The 15,801-nt window shown below is 65.5% G+C and carries 23 protein-coding genes, 2 tRNA genes and 1 other RNA gene; 16 read left to right on the top strand and 10 right to left on the bottom strand.

Annotated features, from left to right (window positions below; translation table 11 throughout):
* Positions 1–189: 189 nt before the first annotated feature.
* Positions 190–263: transfer RNA gene (locus B2Y21_RS11620), tRNA-Gln, on the bottom strand.
* A 219-nt stretch (positions 264–482) separates the two neighbouring features.
* Between B2Y21_RS11620 and B2Y21_RS11615 the strand changes: the two genes are divergently transcribed.
* From B2Y21_RS11615 to B2Y21_RS11595, 5 genes are all read left to right on the top strand, one after another.
* Positions 483–559: transfer RNA gene (locus B2Y21_RS11615), tRNA-Pro, on the top strand.
* 75 nt (positions 560–634) lie between these two features.
* Positions 635–1,183, top strand: a complete 549-nt coding sequence (locus tag B2Y21_RS11610) for a DUF924 family protein (protein ID WP_292059928.1) — start codon at positions 635–637, stop codon at positions 1,181–1,183.
* A 167-nt stretch (positions 1,184–1,350) separates the two neighbouring features.
* Entirely contained in the window at positions 1,351–2,208 is an 858-nt protein-coding gene (locus B2Y21_RS11605; protein ID WP_292059926.1) for a thymidylate synthase, read from the top strand.
* 16 nt (positions 2,209–2,224) lie between these two features.
* Entirely contained in the window at positions 2,225–2,524 is a 300-nt protein-coding gene (locus B2Y21_RS11600) for a phosphoribosyl-ATP pyrophosphohydrolase (RefSeq protein WP_292059924.1), read from the top strand.
* A gap of 91 nt (positions 2,525–2,615) precedes the next feature.
* Positions 2,616–3,287, top strand: a complete 672-nt coding sequence (locus tag B2Y21_RS11595) for an aquaporin (protein WP_292059922.1) — start codon at positions 2,616–2,618, stop codon at positions 3,285–3,287.
* On the opposite strand, the gene B2Y21_RS11590 is transcribed toward B2Y21_RS11595, so the two are convergent.
* Entirely contained in the window at positions 3,288–3,887 is a 600-nt protein-coding gene (locus tag B2Y21_RS11590) for a hypothetical protein (RefSeq protein ID WP_292059920.1), read from the bottom strand.
* A 55-nt stretch (positions 3,888–3,942) separates the two neighbouring features.
* Between B2Y21_RS11590 and B2Y21_RS11585 the strand changes: the two genes are divergently transcribed.
* Together B2Y21_RS11585 and B2Y21_RS11580 are read left to right on the top strand one after the other, a co-directional pair.
* Positions 3,943–4,470 carry a dihydrofolate reductase gene (locus tag B2Y21_RS11585; RefSeq protein WP_269297272.1) on the top strand — a complete coding sequence of 176 codons (528 nt, stop codon included), beginning with the start codon at positions 3,943–3,945 and terminating at the stop codon, positions 4,468–4,470.
* Between the two features lie 17 nt (positions 4,471–4,487).
* Entirely contained in the window at positions 4,488–4,808 is a 321-nt protein-coding gene (locus B2Y21_RS11580) for a YbjQ family protein (RefSeq protein ID WP_292059916.1), read from the top strand.
* Between the two features lie 2 nt (positions 4,809–4,810).
* Here B2Y21_RS11580 and B2Y21_RS11575 read toward each other — a convergent pair whose 3' ends face one another.
* Both B2Y21_RS11575 and B2Y21_RS11570 read right to left on the bottom strand, forming a co-directional pair.
* Entirely contained in the window at positions 4,811–5,233 is a 423-nt protein-coding gene (locus tag B2Y21_RS11575) for a universal stress protein (RefSeq protein ID WP_292059914.1), read from the bottom strand.
* 11 nt (positions 5,234–5,244) lie between these two features.
* A complete protein-coding gene (locus tag B2Y21_RS11570) occupies positions 5,245–6,312 on the bottom strand; it encodes an Mrp/NBP35 family ATP-binding protein (RefSeq protein ID WP_292059912.1) in 1,068 nt (355 codons plus the stop codon).
* 86 nt (positions 6,313–6,398) lie between these two features.
* Here B2Y21_RS11570 and miaA point away from each other — a divergent pair, with 86 nt between their 5' ends.
* The 4 genes from miaA (at position 6,399) to B2Y21_RS11550 (ending at position 8,838) form a co-directional block, all read left to right on the top strand.
* A complete protein-coding gene (gene miaA, locus B2Y21_RS11565) occupies positions 6,399–7,280 on the top strand; it encodes a tRNA (adenosine(37)-N6)-dimethylallyltransferase MiaA (protein ID WP_292059910.1) in 882 nt (293 codons plus the stop codon).
* 13 nt (positions 7,281–7,293) lie between these two features.
* Positions 7,294–7,662: a transfer-messenger RNA gene (gene ssrA, locus B2Y21_RS11560) on the top strand.
* A 100-nt stretch (positions 7,663–7,762) separates the two neighbouring features.
* A complete protein-coding gene (locus B2Y21_RS11555; RefSeq protein WP_292059908.1) occupies positions 7,763–8,260 on the top strand; it encodes an SspB family protein in 498 nt (165 codons plus the stop codon).
* Positions 8,261–8,346: 86 nt separating this feature from the next.
* The gene (locus B2Y21_RS11550; RefSeq protein WP_292059906.1) at positions 8,347–8,838 is read left to right on the top strand and encodes a hypothetical protein; all 492 of its coding nucleotides are present in this window, start codon (positions 8,347–8,349) and stop codon (positions 8,836–8,838) included.
* 65 nt (positions 8,839–8,903) lie between these two features.
* Here the strand turns inward: B2Y21_RS11550 and B2Y21_RS11545 are convergent, their stop codons facing one another.
* Entirely contained in the window at positions 8,904–9,254 is a 351-nt protein-coding gene (locus tag B2Y21_RS11545; protein ID WP_003165119.1) for a RusA family crossover junction endodeoxyribonuclease, read from the bottom strand.
* Between the two features lie 105 nt (positions 9,255–9,359).
* On the opposite strand from B2Y21_RS11545, the gene fumC reads away from it, so the two are divergent.
* Positions 9,360–10,751 (top strand): class II fumarate hydratase, encoded by a 1,392-nt coding sequence (gene fumC / locus B2Y21_RS11540; protein WP_292059903.1) that lies wholly within the window; start codon positions 9,360–9,362, stop codon positions 10,749–10,751.
* 5 nt (positions 10,752–10,756) lie between these two features.
* Positions 10,757–11,041, top strand: coding sequence for a hypothetical protein (locus tag B2Y21_RS11535; protein ID WP_292059901.1), 285 nt, complete (start codon positions 10,757–10,759; stop codon positions 11,039–11,041).
* A gap of 6 nt (positions 11,042–11,047) precedes the next feature.
* Here the strand turns inward: B2Y21_RS11535 and B2Y21_RS11530 are convergent, their stop codons facing one another.
* Together B2Y21_RS11530 and B2Y21_RS11525 are read right to left on the bottom strand one after the other, a co-directional pair.
* Positions 11,048–11,440, bottom strand: coding sequence for a YccF domain-containing protein (locus B2Y21_RS11530; protein ID WP_292059899.1), 393 nt, complete (start codon positions 11,438–11,440; stop codon positions 11,048–11,050).
* A gap of 96 nt (positions 11,441–11,536) precedes the next feature.
* Positions 11,537–11,770: a DUF2171 domain-containing protein gene (locus tag B2Y21_RS11525; RefSeq protein ID WP_087140701.1), complete on the bottom strand. Its 234-nt coding sequence runs from the start codon at positions 11,768–11,770 to the stop codon at positions 11,537–11,539.
* Positions 11,771–11,855: 85 nt separating this feature from the next.
* Between B2Y21_RS11525 and B2Y21_RS11520 the strand changes: the two genes are divergently transcribed.
* Entirely contained in the window at positions 11,856–12,449 is a 594-nt protein-coding gene (locus B2Y21_RS11520; RefSeq protein WP_292059897.1) for a glutathione S-transferase family protein, read from the top strand.
* Positions 12,449–12,637: a DUF4169 family protein gene (locus tag B2Y21_RS11515; protein ID WP_292059895.1), complete on the top strand. Its 189-nt coding sequence runs from the start codon at positions 12,449–12,451 to the stop codon at positions 12,635–12,637. Before B2Y21_RS11520 ends, B2Y21_RS11515 begins: the two co-directional genes overlap by 1 nt.
* Positions 12,638–12,641: 4 nt before the next feature.
* Here B2Y21_RS11515 and B2Y21_RS11510 read toward each other — a convergent pair whose 3' ends face one another.
* Complete coding sequence (locus tag B2Y21_RS11510) at positions 12,642–13,940, bottom strand: diguanylate cyclase domain-containing protein (protein WP_292059893.1); 1,299 nt, start codon at positions 13,938–13,940, stop codon at positions 12,642–12,644.
* Positions 13,941–14,117: 177 nt separating this feature from the next.
* On the opposite strand from B2Y21_RS11510, the gene B2Y21_RS11505 reads away from it, so the two are divergent.
* Positions 14,118–15,047: a YihY/virulence factor BrkB family protein gene (locus B2Y21_RS11505; RefSeq protein ID WP_046652939.1), complete on the top strand. Its 930-nt coding sequence runs from the start codon at positions 14,118–14,120 to the stop codon at positions 15,045–15,047.
* Here the strand turns inward: B2Y21_RS11505 and B2Y21_RS11500 are convergent.
* Together B2Y21_RS11500 and B2Y21_RS11495 are read right to left on the bottom strand one after the other, a co-directional pair.
* The gene (locus B2Y21_RS11500; RefSeq protein ID WP_292059890.1) at positions 15,013–15,258 is read right to left on the bottom strand and encodes a sulfurtransferase TusA family protein; all 246 of its coding nucleotides are present in this window, start codon (positions 15,256–15,258) and stop codon (positions 15,013–15,015) included. The genes B2Y21_RS11505 and B2Y21_RS11500 overlap by 35 nt on opposite strands.
* Complete coding sequence (locus B2Y21_RS11495) at positions 15,255–15,749, bottom strand: CinA family protein (protein ID WP_292059889.1); 495 nt, start codon at positions 15,747–15,749, stop codon at positions 15,255–15,257. Before B2Y21_RS11495 ends, B2Y21_RS11500 begins: the two co-directional genes overlap by 4 nt.
* Positions 15,750–15,801 lie beyond the last annotated feature (52 nt).

Raw genomic sequence — 15,801 nt, 5'->3', positions numbered from 1 at the left:
CAATCGAGCGGCCACGGCCGCATGCCAACGCGATAAGAACGGCTACGCTATTTCGATTCCGCAAACGATCGGGGGGATTTCACTGGCCGCGACCATCCGTCGGCGAAGACGGCTGTTCTTCGCCACGAAGCTTGAGGTCATGATATTCGGAGGGACGCCCCGAAGGGCGATTTCTTCAGCGAAAACCGATGGCTGGGGAACTAGGACTCGAACCTAGAATGACGGTACCAAAAACCGTAGTGTTACCATTACACCATTCCCCAGCGGTCCGGTGTTTCCCGCCGCCGCAGTGCGTTGCGGCGAGGAGCGGTCATCTACGCCAAGGCTCCGGGGGATGCAACACCTGAAAAGGAAAGAATTTTATCGACCCGAGACTTTTTTCCGGAGCCTCATTTACCGGCTTGCGAGGTCCGGTCGGCATGGCTATAAGCCCCCTCCTCGACGCAGATGGCGGCCCCATGGACCGTTTGATTTGCGAAAGTCGGAGTGTGGCTCAGTCTGGTAGAGCACCGCGTTCGGGACGCGGGGGTCGTAGGTTCGAATCCTATCACTCCGACCATTTTTCTCTGGATTGTGAATAGACGCGACACGGCTCAGGTCGTGCCTTTTCGTGCGCCGCTGCTAGGCTCGCAGCATGACGCAACGCCTTACCCCTTCTGAAGTGCTGGATTTCTGGTCCGGCGCTGGACCGGATAAATGGTTCGCCAAGGACGCCGCATTCGACCGCGCCTTCACCGATCGCTGTTGCGACACGCACTACGCCGCCGCGCGACGCGAACTGGATCACTGGATCGAGGCGCCAGAGTCGGCGCTCGCTCTGATCATTCTATTGGATCAACTGCCTCGAAACGCCTTTCGCGGCACGGCCCATATGTTCGCGACCGATCCCCTGGCGCTCGGATTCGCGAAGGAGGCGATCCGACGAGGCCACGACCAGAGCGTCGCACCGGAACTGCGCGCCTTCATCTTGATGCCACTGATGCACGCTGAATCCTTGGAGGACCAGGAATGGTTGCTGACCCTCCTAGACGAAGAACGTGAAGCGGAAACCTACAGGTTCGCCGTCATCCACCGCGACATCATCGCCCGCTTCGGTCGTTTTCCCCACAGAAACGCCTGCCTGTACCGTCAGACGACGCCGCAGGAGGCCGAGTTTTTGGTTTCAGGCGGTTTTTCCGGATGACATCTAGGCGCTTTTGGTTGTCCTAATTTTCTGGACGGCGACGACAACATCGGCTGGGAGCAGAACGAACGCTTGGCGCCCGCCGTTCGGCGGGCGCTTTCTCTTTTTCTGTGAGCAAGCGAATCAGGCGCCTGCCGTTGGCGGCGAATCAGCGGCATCCTCTCTTCATGAACGCCGCAGTCGCCCTCGCCGATCTTGAAGCCCGCACGGCGGCCGCGCCCGCCGACCATCCCGAGTGGCAGTATCTGAATCTGCTGCGGGACATCCTCGACAACGGCGTGCAGCGTGAAGACCGCACCGGCACCGGCACGCTTGGCGTCTTCGGGCGCCAGATGCGCTTCGATCTGTCCAAGGGCTTCCCCCTGCTGACGACGAAGAAACTGCATACGCGGTCGATCTTCATCGAGCTGCTGTGGTTCCTGCGCGGCGAGACCAACATCGCCTGGCTGAAGGACAACGGCGTCAGCATCTGGGACGAGTGGGCCGACGCGAACGGCGACCTTGGCCCCGTCTATGGCAAGCAGTGGCGCTCCTGGGCCGCCCCGAACGGCGCGAGCATCGACCAGATCCAGAAGCTGGTGTACGGCCTAAAGACCAACCCCAACAGCCGCCGCCACATTGTCAGCGCCTGGAACCCGGCCGATGTGGACGACATGGCGCTGCCGCCCTGCCACTGCCTGTTCCAGTTCTTCGTCGCTGACGGAAAGCTAAGCTGCCAGCTGTACCAACGCTCGGCCGACGTTTTCCTGGGCGTGCCGTTCAACATCGCCTCCTACGCCCTGTTGACGCACATGCTGGCCAAGGTCGTGGGGCTGGAGCCGGGCGATTTCGTCCACACCTTCGGCGACGCTCATCTGTATCTGAACCACCTGGAACAGGCCGAGCTGCAACTAAGCCGAGCCCCCCTGCCCCTGCCAACCTTGAGCGTGGCAGACAAGGACGACCTGTTCGGCTTCGAGCTGTCGGACTTCGTGCTGAACGACTACCAGTCCTGGCCGCACATCAAGGCCGCCGTCGCCGTCTGAGGCGGCCTGATCCCCGATGAAACTCACAGACCTTCAGGCGGATGTCCTGCGCATCTCCGACATCTATGCGCGCGAGCATTCCATAGACCGCGATCGCGACTGGGCCCTGCTAAAGCTGCAGGAAGAGCTGGGCGAGCTGACCGCCGAGCATCTGCGCCTGACCCAACGGGCGCGCGGCGCCGCTGATGCTCAGGCCCTGGCCGATGAGGCGGCGGATGTTCTGGGCATGCTGCTGATCTACTGCGACCGCGCCGGCGTCGACCTGAACGCCGCCATGCAGCGCAAATGGCTGAGCTGGTTGAAGGCTGACACGTAAACTCACGTAACGACGACTGGCGAATTTGGCGTTTTGAGCGCACCCTCCCTGCGATCCGCCATCAGGCGGTGACTGGAAACGGGAGGGTTTCATGGTCAAGAAGTTCGCCGCCGAACTGGTCGGCACGCTGGTTCTGGTGCTTTTCGGGTGCGGGGCCGCCGTGCTGGGCGGGTTCGATCACGTCGGGCAGTTGGGCATCGCCCTGGCCTTCGGGTTCGCCATCGTGGCCATGGCCTATGGCATCGGGCCGGTGTCGGGCTGCCACGTCAATCCGGCCGTCAGCCTGGGCGCCTTCGTCGCCGGACGGATGAGCGCCAAGGACATGATCGTCTACTGGATCGCCCAGTTCATCGGCGCGATCATCGGCGCGGCCATCCTGGGCATGATCGCCAAGACGGGCTTCGCCAGCCTGGGCCAGAACGGCTTCGACGCCGGATCGCCCGGCGGGTACGGCCTGCACGCGGCCCTGGTTTTCGAGGTCGTGGCGACCGCCATCTTCCTGATCGCCATCCTAGGCGTGACGGGGGCCAAGGGACACGGCGCCTTCGCCGGGGTCGCCATCGGCATCACCCTGGCCGTCATCCACATCGTCGGCATCCAGGTGACGGGCGTGTCGGTCAACCCAGCCCGCAGCTTCGGCCCCGCCCTGCTTGTCGGAGGCCAGGCGTTGAGCCAAGTCTGGGTCTTCTTCGTCGCTCCGGCGATCGGCGCGGTGATCGGCGGTCTTCTGTTCCGCTCGAAACTGCTCGAGCCGGACGCCTGATCAGGTCGAGGCGGCGCTGTCCGGCGCCGTCATCGGCATGCGCGCCAGCCTGGCGCTGAGCGCGTCCCTGTCTTCGGGCGCGGGCACGAGCACGACGCTGTTCTTGACCGCGCCCATCGACACCGTGGCCCGATAGGCGAAAGCCTGACCTTCACGCGCGACGAAGCTGACGACCGCGGCGTTGTTCTGAGGGCCAGCCAGGCCGCCGAAGCCAGCCGATAGCTCATGCTCGCCCGGATCGACCGCCAGGGCGGTGAATTTGCCGCCCTTGATCTGGGCGAACTCGCGGCCGTCCAGCGCCAGGTTCATGCCCGCCGCCATGGCCACGAATCCCTCACGATAGACGATGACCAGGGCCTTGCCGGGCGGCGGCGTCAGGCTGGCGACGTTGGCGCGTTCGGCCTCGGACGCGGCGACGCCGGCTCGGTTTCCCGCCAGATTGGCCATAATGTAGGCCGTGAAGGCCCCGGAGAAGAGGCCCGCCATCATCGGCAACACGCCCAGGTCCGCCCCGACCGCTCCGCCCAGGAAGCCGACAAGGAAGGAGACGACCAGCAGGACGATGAATCCGACGATCAGGGGCTTGGCGTACTTGTTCACACGGGGCTCCGAGGGCATTTGAAAGTGACGTTCCAGCATCAAACGGACAATCAGCTTGGCTGTTCCCTCCATCGCCCTCGTCGTCGCCCGCGCCAGGAACGGCGTCATCGGTCGTGACGGCGACCTGCCCTGGCGACTGCGCTCGGACCTGCAGCGCTTCAAGGCCGTGACCGTGGGAAAACCCTGCATCATGGGCCGCAAGACCTGGGAGAGCCTGCCGTTGAAGCCCCTGCCCGGCCGCCTGAACATCGTCCTGACCAAGGATGAATCCTACGCTGAGGCCGGTCTGGCCAAGGGCGCCGTGGTCTGCGCCACCCTGGACGAAGCCCTGTCCATCGCGCGCGAACAGGCGGCGGAGGACGGCGTGGACGAAGTCTGCGTCATCGGCGGCACGGCGATCTTCGCCGCCGCCCTGCCCCGCGCCAAGCGTCTTTACATCACCGAGGTCGAGGCCGAACCTGAAGGCGACGCCGTCTTCCCGCCCTTCGACGAAACCGCCTTCGTCCGCACCGCGTTCGAACCGCACGAAGCGGGCGAGAAGGACGACCACGCCTTCGCCTTCACCGTTCTGGACCGTCGCTGAATCTAAGGGAGAGCCGTATGATCGTCGCCACCACCAATGACCTGGCCGGTCATCGCGTCGTGCGCCAACTGGGCGTGGTGCGCGGCATCACTGTGCGCTCGCGCAACGTCATCTCCGACGCCATCGGCGGGGTGCAGTCGATGATCGGCGGCAAGGTCGGCGCCTATGTCAAACTGGCCGAGGCGGCGCGGCAGGAAGCCTATGACGACCTGATCGTCCACGCGCAGGAGATCGGCGCCAACGCCATCCTGGCCATGCGCTACGACGCCAATGAGATCATGCCCGGCGTGACCGAGGTTCTGGCCTATGGCACCGCCGTGGTGGTCGAACCCGTCTGAAGCTAGCGGGCGATCGTCACGCTGACCGGCGCGCGGGCGGCCACGGCCTTGGCGGTCGAACCGATCAGCCAGTTGACCAGGCCCTTGCGGTCGCCCGTACCCACGACGATGTGGTCCGCACCCAGTTGAACGGCGGCGGCGATCAGGGCGTCGGGGACATCGTGACCCTCGATCGTCACCGCCTCGACCGATTTGCAGTGACGGCGGGCCTCGGCCGTCGAGCGGGTCAGGATGGCCTCCTGCTCCTCGACCTTCCAGGCGCGAATGTCAGGGTGCCCGCTGGCCGAACTGAGCGGATTGACCGCCACCAGCGCCAGCTTGCCGCCCTTCGCCTTGGCCAGTTGCGCCGCCAGACGCACGGCCGCTTCGGCGTGCGCGCTGCCGTCGATGCCGCAGACGACCACGGACGTTCCCTGTTCCGCCATCACCCCCTCCTTCAGAGACCCAGCGCCGCAGCGACCTGCGCGGCGATCTGGTGAAAACGGTCGGACGCCGGGTGCTGCGGGTCAACGGCGACCAATGGCCGCCCCGCATCGCCCGCGCGGCGCAGCGCCCCGTCCAGCGGCAGATCGCCCAGATAGCGCGCATCCAGACGCGCGGCCTCGGCCTCGGCGCCGCCGGTCCCGAACACCTCGCCGCTCATGTTCTCGATCAGACCCAGGGTCGGCACGCCAACCTTTGCGAACAGGGTGTGCGCCCGGCGCGCATCGGCCAGGGCCACTTCCTGAGGCGTCGAGACAATCACGGCTCCATCCAGCGGCGTCTTCTGGATCAGGGTCAGCTGTACGTCGCCGGTGCCCGGCGGCAGGTCGATGACCAGAACGTCCAGCGGCTGTTCTTCCGTCCCCCAGCGCGTCTGGGTCAGCATTTGGGTAATGGCCTGTGACGCCATCGGCCCGCGCCAGATCATGGCGTCCTCAGCCTTGGTCAGCAGGCCGACCGACATGGCTTTCAGGCCGTGCGCCGTATGCGGAACCATGGCCCCGTCCTCATAGGCGGGCTGGCCCGACAGGCCCAGCATGGTCGGCAAGGACGGGCCATAGACATCGGCGTCCAACACCCCGACCGACAGGCCGCGCGCCGCCAACGCCGCCGCTAGATTGACCGCAACCGTCGACTTGCCGACGCCGCCCTTGCCGCTGGCCACGGCCAGGACGCGCTTCACATAGGCGGGGCGATCCGTCGGGACCGGCGCCTTGGGCCGCCCCTGATCGGTCGCGGCTTTCGACAGGCCCGCGGTGCGACGCGGCGAGGCGGCCACAGCCTCGGCGGTCAGGACGACCGACACCCGCTCCATGCCCGGCATCGCCTTCAGCGTCGCCTCGGCCGCATCGCGCACGGGGGCGTACAGCGCCGTTTCCTTGGCTGGCACCTCCATGACGAAGCCCGCACGGCCATCGGCCACGACCAGACCCTGCACCAGCCCAGCCGTCGCCAGGCCCTGGCCCGACTTCGGGTCGGTCACGGCGTCGAGGGCGGCGAGAACGGCGGCGCGGTCGGTCACGATAGAAGCTCCTTGTGGCCCGACGGACTTGCCGGGCCGGTGACGGGCGTTCTATCGCCCTAAGCGTCCGTTCGCGAGTTGATCCTTTGTCCCAGCCTCACATCACCCTGATCGCCGGGCCCACCGCCTCGGGCAAGTCGCGCCTGGCGATGGAACGCGCGCGCGAGACGGAAGCCGTCATCATCAACGCCGACAGCCAGCAATTGTACGCCGACCTGTGGGTGTTGAGCGCCCGCCCCTCGGCTGAGGATGAAGCTACGATCTCGCATCGCCTCTACGGCGTGGCCAACGCCGTCGACGCCTGGTCGGTCGGTCGATGGAGTCGGGCGGTCATGGATCTGCTGGCCGAACTGGCGGCTGAGGGGCGCCCCGCCCTGCTGGTCGGCGGCACCGGCCTCTATTTCAACGCCCTGACCAAGGGGCTGGCCGATATTCCGCCCGTACCGGTCGAAACCCGCGATGCCGTTCAGGCCGAGTTCGACGCTGAAGGCGAAACCGCCTTTCGCCGCCGCCTGAGCGAAATCGACCCCGCCGCTGAAGCCGCCGTCTTTCCCGGCGATCGGCAGCGCCTGGTTCGCGCTCTCAGCGTGCATCACGCCAGCGGCCGCGCGCTCAGCGCCTGGAAGGCCGACACGCAACCGCTGCTGCCGCCCGACAGCTATGACGCCATCGTCGTTGAGCCCCCGCGCGAGCGCCTCTACGCCTCATGCGACGCGCGCGTGGACCTGATGATGGCGCACGGCGCGCTGGACGAGGTGCGCGCGCTCGTCGCCCGCGATCTGGACCCGGACTTGCCCGCCATGAAGGCGGTCGGCGTGCGTGAACTGGCGGCGCATCTGGCGGGTGAGCTGTCGCTGGACGGCGCCGTCGACGCCGTGAAGCAGTCCACCCGCAACTACGCCAAGCGCCAGCTGACCTGGTTCCGCAACCAGCAGAGGGATTGGCCCCGCCACCCCGGTTTCGCCTGAACTTCTTCGCCAGCCTCTTGGAAGGCCGCGTCGCCCATACTATATTGATCCTGCTCGGGTTCGCCCGAGCTATGGCGATAAACGCGCCTGTAATAAGCGGACCGGACCCGGGTGCGATTCCCGGCGGCTCCACCAACTTCTTCCCCGCGTTATCGGCGGAGGCAGCATGGGGCCGACTAGCATCGACGGACGTGTAAAGAGGATTGCTTTCGCTCGTCCTGGCCCACCGTATCGGGCCTTTATCTAACTGCGAACGATAACTTCGCTGGAGAAGTCCGCCTCGCCGCGTAATGCGGTTCGGTTGATTTCGAACACTTAAGTCCTAGGGGTTCAGATCCTTAGGCGGGGCCTGTCGGGAGCCTGGCAACAGAATCCCGGCGCTTCTCTCGACATTGAAATTCCTTTGCCGCAGGCGACTCTGCGTCTTCCGTCGCTCGCCTTGGGCGGGTAACAGTCGCGCGTTCCCCTTTCTTGAGGCGCCGATGACGGATCAAACTCCCCCTGTCGACGAGATGCACTATGAGCAACTCGCCCAGGACGCCCTGCGCGGCGTGATCCGCCTGGCGCTTGAGCGCGCGGCCGAGCCCGAGGGCATTCCCGGCGCCCACCACTTCTACATCACCTTCAAGACCCGCGGCGCGGGCGTCAGCGTCCCGCCGGACGTCATGGCCAAATACCCGGATGAGATGACGGTGGTGCTGCAGCACCAGTATTGGGATCTGGCGGTCGAGCCGGACCTCTTCTCGGTCATGCTGAAGTTCGGCGGCGCGCCCAAGGTGCTAACCGTGCCCTACAGCGCCGTGGTCCGCTTCTACGACCCCAGCGTGCAGTTCCTGCTGCAATTCGACGAGCCGGAAATCGTCGAGGCCGAGGTCGCGCCCCTGTCGCCGCCTGCGCGCGACCCGGACGCCGCCCCGCCTCCGCCCTCGGACGACGACGGCCCGAAGGTCGTTTCGCTGGACCAGTTCCGCAAGAAATAACGCCTTCGCGCCAAGGGCGCGCAACCTTTGGCTGCAGACAAGCGTTGCCGTAATCTCCCCTTCCTTACCTAAGCGAGGTCGCTTCCATGCGTCTGTCCCTCATGTCCGCCGCCGCCGTTTCCCTGACGCTGGCCGCCTGTAGCCAGCCTGAAGCGACCCCGCCGGCGGAAACCCCGACCGCCTCGACCGAAGCCGTGCCCGCAACCGCTGAAATCGCCGCTGCTGACTGGAACGCCCTGAACACCCAGATCGGCAAATATCCCAACGAGACCAAGCTTCTGGAAGACAGCGCGATCACGGCCGATCTGAGGACGCTGCTGGGCGACAAGTTCGACGTCCTGGCGACCAATATGCAGACCCAAGCGCCGCTGCAGAAAGACGGCGCCGTCCTGTTCACTTCGGGCAACAAGCAGCATGAGGGCGGCGTCAACGCGGCCTATCTGCTGATCGACCCGGCGACCAAGGCGCTGGAAGTCGGCCTGTGGGAGGGTGGCAAGCTGACCACCTATAAGACCGCCGGCTCAAACATCGCCAAGCCGAAAGACGTACAGACGCTGATCTCCAACGCAGCAGGCTGATCCTGCCTTCAAGACTGACCTTAAAGATAGGGGTCGCGCCCGGCGCGGCCCCTATTTTCGTAGCGCTATTTGCGGGGAAAGACTCGAATGGTGATGCGCTCGCGCTCGCCTTCGCGGCGCTCGACCAGCAGGCGGGCGACCTGGCTGTCGTCGTGAAACAGATAGCCCTTGATGGCGTCCAGCAGGGCCTTGGCCAGGTTGTCCAGGTCCATCCACGGCGGATCGCCGACGTGCTCCATCACGATCTCGACGACGTAATCGCCCCATGATGGTCGTGACGTCCATTCCTTGCGCATGAACTCATAGACCAGCGGCTTGTAGTATTTGGCCTGGGTGGTCAGGCCGTCGATGGTGATCTCGACCGCCTCGCCCTGCTCACGCGCCCTGACCTTTCCCGTTCCGATCCAGCCGTCCACGCGCCGTCCGCCTTTCGTGAAGTGCGGCTCGCCTTGCCCCGCCGCGCCTGCGTGCTACACCGCCCGGCATCTTCCCGCCACGCCTGAGAGACGAGTCCCGCGCACATGAGCAACGTTCGTATCGAAACCGACACCTTCGGCCCCATCGAGGTCGCCGCTGATCGCTACTGGGGCGCGCAAGCCCAGCGCTCGCTCGGCAACTTCAAGATCGGCTGGGAGAAGCAGCCCCTGCCGGTCGTGCGCGCCCTGGGCATCGTCAAGCGCGCCGCCGCCGAGACCAACCGCGATCTGGGCAAGCTGGACGCCAAACTGGCCGACGCCATCATCGCCGCCGCCAATGAAGTGATCGAAGGCAAGCTGAACGACCACTTCCCCCTGGTCGTCTGGCAGACGGGTTCGGGCACCCAGTCGAACATGAACGCCAATGAGGTGATCTCGAACCGCGCCATCGAGATGCTGGGCGGCGAGATGGGCTCCAAGAAGCCGGTCCACCCCAACGACCACGTTAACATGAGCCAGTCGTCGAACGACACCTATCCGACAGCCATGCACGTCGCCTGCGCCGAGCAGGTGGTCAACGACCTGATCCCTGCCCTGAAGCATCTCCACGCCGCGCTGGACGCCAAGGCCAAGGCCTGGGGCCACATCATCAAGATCGGCCGCACCCACACCCAGGACGCCACGCCGCTGACGCTGGGCCAGGAGTTCGGCGGCTACGCCCACCAGGTCGCCATGGGCATCGAACGCATCGAACAGACCCTGCCGCGCCTGATGGAGCTGGCCCAGGGCGGCACCGCCGTCGGCACCGGCCTGAACGCGCCGATCGGCTTCGCTGAAAAGGTCGCGGCCCAGATCGCGGGCATCACCGGCCTGCCTTTCACCACGGCGCCGAACAAGTTCGAGGCCCTGGCCGCCCACGACGCCATGGTCTTCACCCACGGCGCGATCAACACGGTCGCCGCCTCCCTGTTCAAGATCGCCAACGACATCCGCTTCCTCGGCTCGGGCCCGCGCGCGGGTCTGGGCGAACTGTCGCTGCCGGAAAACGAGCCGGGCTCGTCCATCATGCCGGGCAAGGTCAACCCGACCCAGAGCGAAGCCCTGACCCAGGTCTGCGTCCAGGTGTTCGGCAACAACGCCGCCTTGTCGTTCGCCGGTTCGCAGGGCCACTTCGAGCTGAACGTCTATAATCCGGTGATGGCCTACAACTTCCTGCAATCGGTCCGCCTGGTCGCCGATGCGGCCATCAGCTTCACCGACAACTGCGTCGTCGGCATCGAGCCGCGCGAGGACAACATCAAGCACGGCCTGGAAAACAGCCTGATGCTGGTCACGGCCCTGAACGCCAAGCTGGGCTATGACACCTGCGCCAAGATCGCCAAGACGGCGCACAAGAACGGCACCACCCTGCGCGAGGAAGCCGTCGGCGGGGGCTATCTGACCAACGAAGAGTTCGACGAGTGGGTCCGCCCCGAGAAGATGATCTCGCCGCAGTAAAAAACATGAACAAGCGCCACGCCCTTTTTGTCATTGCCACTGCACTCGGTCTGGGCAGTTGCGAAAGGGCGTGGCCGATACTACAAAACTGCGATTACGACGAAATCGCAGCAAAAGCGATCAAGACGGAGCATCCTTGGTTCCAGCCGCGCGGACCGCTAGTTTCCACGCAGTATCAAGACGTTGTGATTGCTTTCTACGCGCCAAACGAAGTGAAGCCTGGCGGCACTGCTCATGTCGCCATTGGCGTTCGAAACTGTAAAGTCCAAGAAGTCTGGCTAACCCAGTAACCGTAATTACCTGTCCCGAATCGTCCGCCCCACCGGGGCCAACGACAGCTTGGCCAGCTCGACGTTCTTCAACGCGAACGGAATGCCGATCAGGCTGACGAACTGGGGTACGGCGATCAGGATATGCGCCAAGGCGATGTACCATCCCGCCAGCACCAGCCAGATCACGTTCAGCCCGACGCCCAGGCAGCCCGCACCCATATCGGCCGGGTTCGGATCGCGCCAGACGATCTCGCGCCCGAACGGCCAAAAGGAATAGCTGGCGATCCGCCATGCCGAAAACGCCCAGGGTAGCCCCACAACCGTCAAGGCCAGCAACAGTCCGCCGAACAGCCAAGCCAGGCCCGAGGCGAAACCGCCCAGGAAGAACCACAGCAGGTTCAGGATCAGTCGGATCAAGTCTGTCGCCCCTTCGCGTCAATCATACCCTCTATATGGCGAAAGGCCCCGCTGATTGCAGCAGGGCCTCGGGTGAAATCGCAGTAAGGCGACGCCTTAGTGTTTCTCGGTCCAGCGCGCCTTGGCCTCGTCTTTCGTCATGTTCAGATGCACATGTTCATCCACGCGCGTGACCCAGGTGACGGGGATCATGTGGTGCTTGAGGCCTGAACCCAGATCCAGCTTGGCCAGTTCGATCTGGTCGCCCATCACATGGTCCACGCGACCGACGTGACCGCCGTCCGAACCGACGACTTCCTGATGTTCCTTGATCATCGAGGCGTTTATCATTGACGCTCTCCGTTACTATGGGGACCGTCCCGGAACGGCCCGGCCGCTAGAGGGTTCACCGCAAAGCCAGGCGAGGAAGTTCACAATGTCGATGATCGTTCATCACGCGCCGCAGTCCCGATCGACCCGCCTTCTATGGCTTTTGGAGGATTTGGGCGCCGACTATCGCGTCCACTACGTCGACATTCTGCGGCGTGAGGGTCAGGGTCGAACCGACCCAGCCAACCCCCATCCGCTGAAGCAGGCCCCGGCGCTCGAAGTCGGCGGCCAGGTGCTGATCGAATCGGTGCTGATCTTCCTGTTCCTGACAGATCGTCACCCTGAGGCGGGCTTGGCGCCGGGGCCGGCCGATCCGCGCCGGGCGGAATATCTGTCGTGGCTGGGCCTCTACAACAATGTGCTGGAGACGGTGCTGACGTCCGGTCCGCCCGCCAGTTGGAACGAGACGCAAAAGGCCGCCTATGCCGAACTAGACCGGCGCTGGCGCACGGCGATCCAGGGGGGCGGCTACATCCTGGGCGACTTCTCGGCCCTCGACATCCTGTTCGGCAGTCTGCTGCAATGGTTCCGCGCGGCCATGCCCGCGGGCGAACCCTATGACGCCTACGTCCAGCGCATCGGCGCCCGCCCGGCGCTGAAACGCGCCTGGGCCAAGGATAGCCCGGACGGTCATGTCTGATGGGTGAGATCGTCAACCTGAACAAGGCGCGAAAGGCCCGCCACAAGGCCGCCGCCAAGCGCACGGCCGAAGCCAACCGCCTGACCTTTGGACGCACCCGCGCCGAACGCGAGACCACGCAGAAGGAACGCGACCGCGACGCGGCCCGCCTGGACGGTCACAAACTGGACGATGACACCAACGCCTAGATCGTCAGGACACCTGGGCCGACGCGCGTTCCAGCAAGTCAGCCGGCGTTTCATCCGGTCGCATCTCGGCGACGCCGACGTCGAGCTCAACCACGAAGGGCGAGCGGTTCGGTCCCGCGTCAAAGGCGGTGCAGGCGATCACCGCCGCGATCCGTTCAGCCGTCAGGCGCGCCGCATCATGATCCGTCGCGGGCAAGGCCAAGGCGAAGGTCTCAGTCGACAGACGCGCGGCCGTGTCCTCCACCCGCACCAGGCGCGACACCATGGCGCCGATCTGGGGCATAGCCCGCTCCAGCCAGCCACCCGTACGGACCGCCGCCATGGTTTCGCTATTCGGCACGCGCAGGACGCACACGGACAGGCGTCGTTTCCGTTCACGCGCGCCCTCGGCAATGCGGGCCAGATGTCCCGCGAACAGGTCGCGACTGAACAGTCCGGTCTCCGGGTCCATCAGGTCGCAACCGCGCACAGCGTCCAGAGCCCGCCTCAAGCCCTGCCGACGACGATGATTGCGCGCCAAGGCCAGCACCCGCTCAGCCGCTTCCTCCTCCGACGTCTCTGCGGCGGCGACGTCCGCGAACCCTCGTTCGAACAGGGCCGCCAGATCAGGCTCGACCTTCTCACGCAGATAGAGGGTCAGGGGGATATGATACAGGCGCGTGTTGCGACGCATGCCCGCCGCGATCGACAAGGCCGGCGCATGGTCCCGATCCCCCCACAGCACGGCGGCGTCGAAGGCGCGCTCGTGCAGATAGTCGAAGGCCGTATAGGGGGTCGGCGCCGCCACAGCCTCGGCGCCCGCCGCCGCCAGCGCGTTGGACAGGGCCAGGAAACGGCGGTCGGCCGCGCCCGCCGTCAGCACCTGCAAGGGCGTGTCGCCCATCGTCGGCTCAGGCAGATCGACGCCGTGAGCCGCAAACGTCGCCTGGCGCAGCCTGAACTCTTCCTCAGCCACCGCCGCGCGCGTCAACTGCTCCAACCGGAAAGCCGTCTGCAAAGGATGGGGATCTGTCGACACAACCAGATCGCACCCATCGCCTCCACGCTCTGATGCGGCGCCCAGGCCCAGGATCGACAGATAGCGCGGAGCGGCGGCAAGACGCAGGCGCTCCAAACCGTCTTCCGGAAGACTCTTCAACTCCACTACGGCCGCATCCACCGGCAGGTCCGAGACCGCCAGAAGAGCGGCGTCAAGCGAGCGCGCCGTGACGGTGCGCCATCCTAGTCGGTCCAGCCCTTCGCAAAGCGAGCCAAGCTGATCGTCAGCGTCGGCGACGACCAGAACGCGCGGATCCGATTCCAAACATTGTCTCCTTGGCCTGGACGGCTCGCCCCCGCGACCGCTCCAGAACCGCCATGATACCGGCGCCGACGAGGCCCGCAATGGGCAAGGCTGATCATCCGATGACGACATTGGGACTTCTCACCTTGCTGCGAATGGGGTTAATCCGCCCCCTTCGTTGACGATCGAGACTGCCGTTTGACCTTTTCCAAGCCGATCACGGCCCAACCCCGGCTCTGGCTACGCCTGATGACGCGGGCTTTCAGCCGTAGCTGGGGTCGCGACGTCATGCTCTATACGGGCGGCGTGTCCTTCTTCGCCCTGCTGGCGTTGTTCCCGGCCATCGCCATCCTGATCGGCTTCTACAAGGCCGTTCTGACCATCGGACAGGTCAGCGAGCAAGCCGCCGCCCTGGCGGACGTCATCCCTTCGGCCGCGCGCACCCTGTTCCTGAATGAGATCGACCGTCTGGCGAACGCCTCGGCGCGCACCGTCTCGGCCCAGAGCGCCATCGCCCTGGTGATCGGCGCCTATGCGGCGCACCGTGGGTTCAAGGCCCTGCTGGCCGGGTTGAACCTGATCCACGACGAGACCAACCCGCTCGGCTTCTTCAAGTTCAACATGCTGGCCTTCCTGGTCGCCCTGGCGGCCTTCGTGCTGTTCACCATCGTGTCGGGCGCCGTGGTGACTTCGCGCCTTATGGAGCACGCCTATGCCGATCAGCCCGTCGGCTGGCTGGCCCTGCCGCTGGATGGCCTGTGGCCTGCGCTGGGCCTGTGGCTGGGGCTGACCATGCTCTACCGCTACGCCATGGCTCACGCCAAGCGCGTCGCCTGGAAGGCGGCGATCATCGGCGGCCTAGTGGCCACGGTCATGTCCACCTTCTTCTCCTGGCTGTGCACCATCTACGTCGAGCAGATCGTCCACCTGGGCGCGACCTATGGCTCGGTCGGCGCCGTGGTGGTGCTGCTGATCTGGCTGTCGTGGAACGTCAACGCCGTCTTCTACGGCGGGGCTTTCGCCACAGAGTTGGAGATCGAGTGGGAGACTCGCGCGGTTCCATCTGAACCCGCCGCCCTGCCCGACACGGTCGTCAATCTGTCCGAGCGCCGCCAGTCTCGACAGTGATGCTCAGGACGCCGTCCGCCTCGTCGATCTGAACCACGCGGCCGCCCAGTTCCTGCATCAGGAACGGCACGTCGATCCGCGCCATGGCGTCCGTGGCCAGCAAGGTCAGCCGGACGCCCGGCGTCCGTCCCTCCAGCGCCTTGCGCAAGCGCAGGCTGGGCACCGGGCATCTGTGACCGCGCGCGTCCACCGTCATCACAGCCTCGCTCATTCCGACACGGCGTCCGTCAGCAGCCCCAGGGCCGTCCGCACGCTTTCCAACCGGATCGCATCACGGCCGATGTCGCCGAAACGCTTCTCCAGATGCACGGTCTGACCGTTCGGGCCGTGCGCAGCGAAATGCACCAGCCCCACAGGCTTGTGCGGCGAACCGCCTCCGGGCCCGGCGATGCCCGTCACAGACACCGAGATTGAGGCCCGCGAGCGCGCCACGGCGCCTTCAGCCATGGCGCGGGCCGTCGGTTCGGACACGGCGCCGAAGCTCGCCAACAGATCGCTGTCCACGCCCAGCATCTCGACCTTGGCCTCATTGCTGTAGGTGACGAACCCGCGGTCCAGCACGGCGGACGAGCCTGCAATCGCCGTCAGGGCGCCCGACACCAACCCGCCCGTGCAGCTTTCAGCCGTGGCGATCATCAGGCCCTTCGCCTCGGCACGACGGATCACAACCTCGGCGATCGCCTCGATATCCTGCGGCAACATAGGAATTCGCTCCGTCCACGAGTCGTCATAGCCTCGTCGGACGGAATCAGCC

This window comes from Brevundimonas sp. UBA5936 (assembly GCA_002430835.1).
GTDB lineage: Bacteria > Pseudomonadota > Alphaproteobacteria > Caulobacterales > Caulobacteraceae > Brevundimonas.
The sequence above is the reverse complement of the archived record's forward strand: the minus strand, read 5'-3'. Positions and strand labels throughout refer to the sequence as shown.

Excerpts from the sequence above, each read along its gene's own strand:
- B2Y21_RS11575 (WP_292059914.1), bottom strand. The coding sequence starts at position 5,233 with ATGGCGGAACAGGGAACGTCCGTGGTCGTCTGCGGCATCGACGGCAGC.
- fumC (WP_292059903.1), top strand. The coding sequence starts at position 9,360 with ATGAGCAACGTTCGTATCGAAACCGACACCTTCGGCCCCATCGAGGTC.
- B2Y21_RS11600 (WP_292059924.1), top strand. The coding sequence starts at position 2,225 with ATGAAACTCACAGACCTTCAGGCGGATGTCCTGCGCATCTCCGACATC.
- B2Y21_RS11555 (WP_292059908.1), top strand. The coding sequence starts at position 7,763 with ATGACGGATCAAACTCCCCCTGTCGACGAGATGCACTATGAGCAACTC.
- B2Y21_RS11495 (WP_292059889.1), bottom strand. The coding sequence starts at position 15,749 with ATGTTGCCGCAGGATATCGAGGCGATCGCCGAGGTTGTGATCCGTCGT.
- B2Y21_RS11595 (WP_292059922.1), top strand. The coding sequence starts at position 2,616 with ATGGTCAAGAAGTTCGCCGCCGAACTGGTCGGCACGCTGGTTCTGGTG.
- B2Y21_RS11580 (WP_292059916.1), top strand. The coding sequence starts at position 4,488 with ATGATCGTCGCCACCACCAATGACCTGGCCGGTCATCGCGTCGTGCGC.
- B2Y21_RS11525 (WP_087140701.1), bottom strand. The coding sequence starts at position 11,770 with ATGATAAACGCCTCGATGATCAAGGAACATCAGGAAGTCGTCGGTTCG.
- B2Y21_RS11515 (WP_292059895.1), top strand. The coding sequence starts at position 12,449 with ATGGGTGAGATCGTCAACCTGAACAAGGCGCGAAAGGCCCGCCACAAG.
- B2Y21_RS11550 (WP_292059906.1), top strand. The coding sequence starts at position 8,347 with ATGCGTCTGTCCCTCATGTCCGCCGCCGCCGTTTCCCTGACGCTGGCC.
- B2Y21_RS11610 (WP_292059928.1), top strand. The coding sequence starts at position 635 with ATGACGCAACGCCTTACCCCTTCTGAAGTGCTGGATTTCTGGTCCGGC.
- B2Y21_RS11520 (WP_292059897.1), top strand. The coding sequence starts at position 11,856 with ATGTCGATGATCGTTCATCACGCGCCGCAGTCCCGATCGACCCGCCTT.
- B2Y21_RS11535 (WP_292059901.1), top strand. The coding sequence starts at position 10,757 with ATGAACAAGCGCCACGCCCTTTTTGTCATTGCCACTGCACTCGGTCTG.
- B2Y21_RS11500 (WP_292059890.1), bottom strand. The coding sequence starts at position 15,258 with ATGAGCGAGGCTGTGATGACGGTGGACGCGCGCGGTCACAGATGCCCG.
- B2Y21_RS11605 (WP_292059926.1), top strand. The coding sequence starts at position 1,351 with ATGAACGCCGCAGTCGCCCTCGCCGATCTTGAAGCCCGCACGGCGGCC.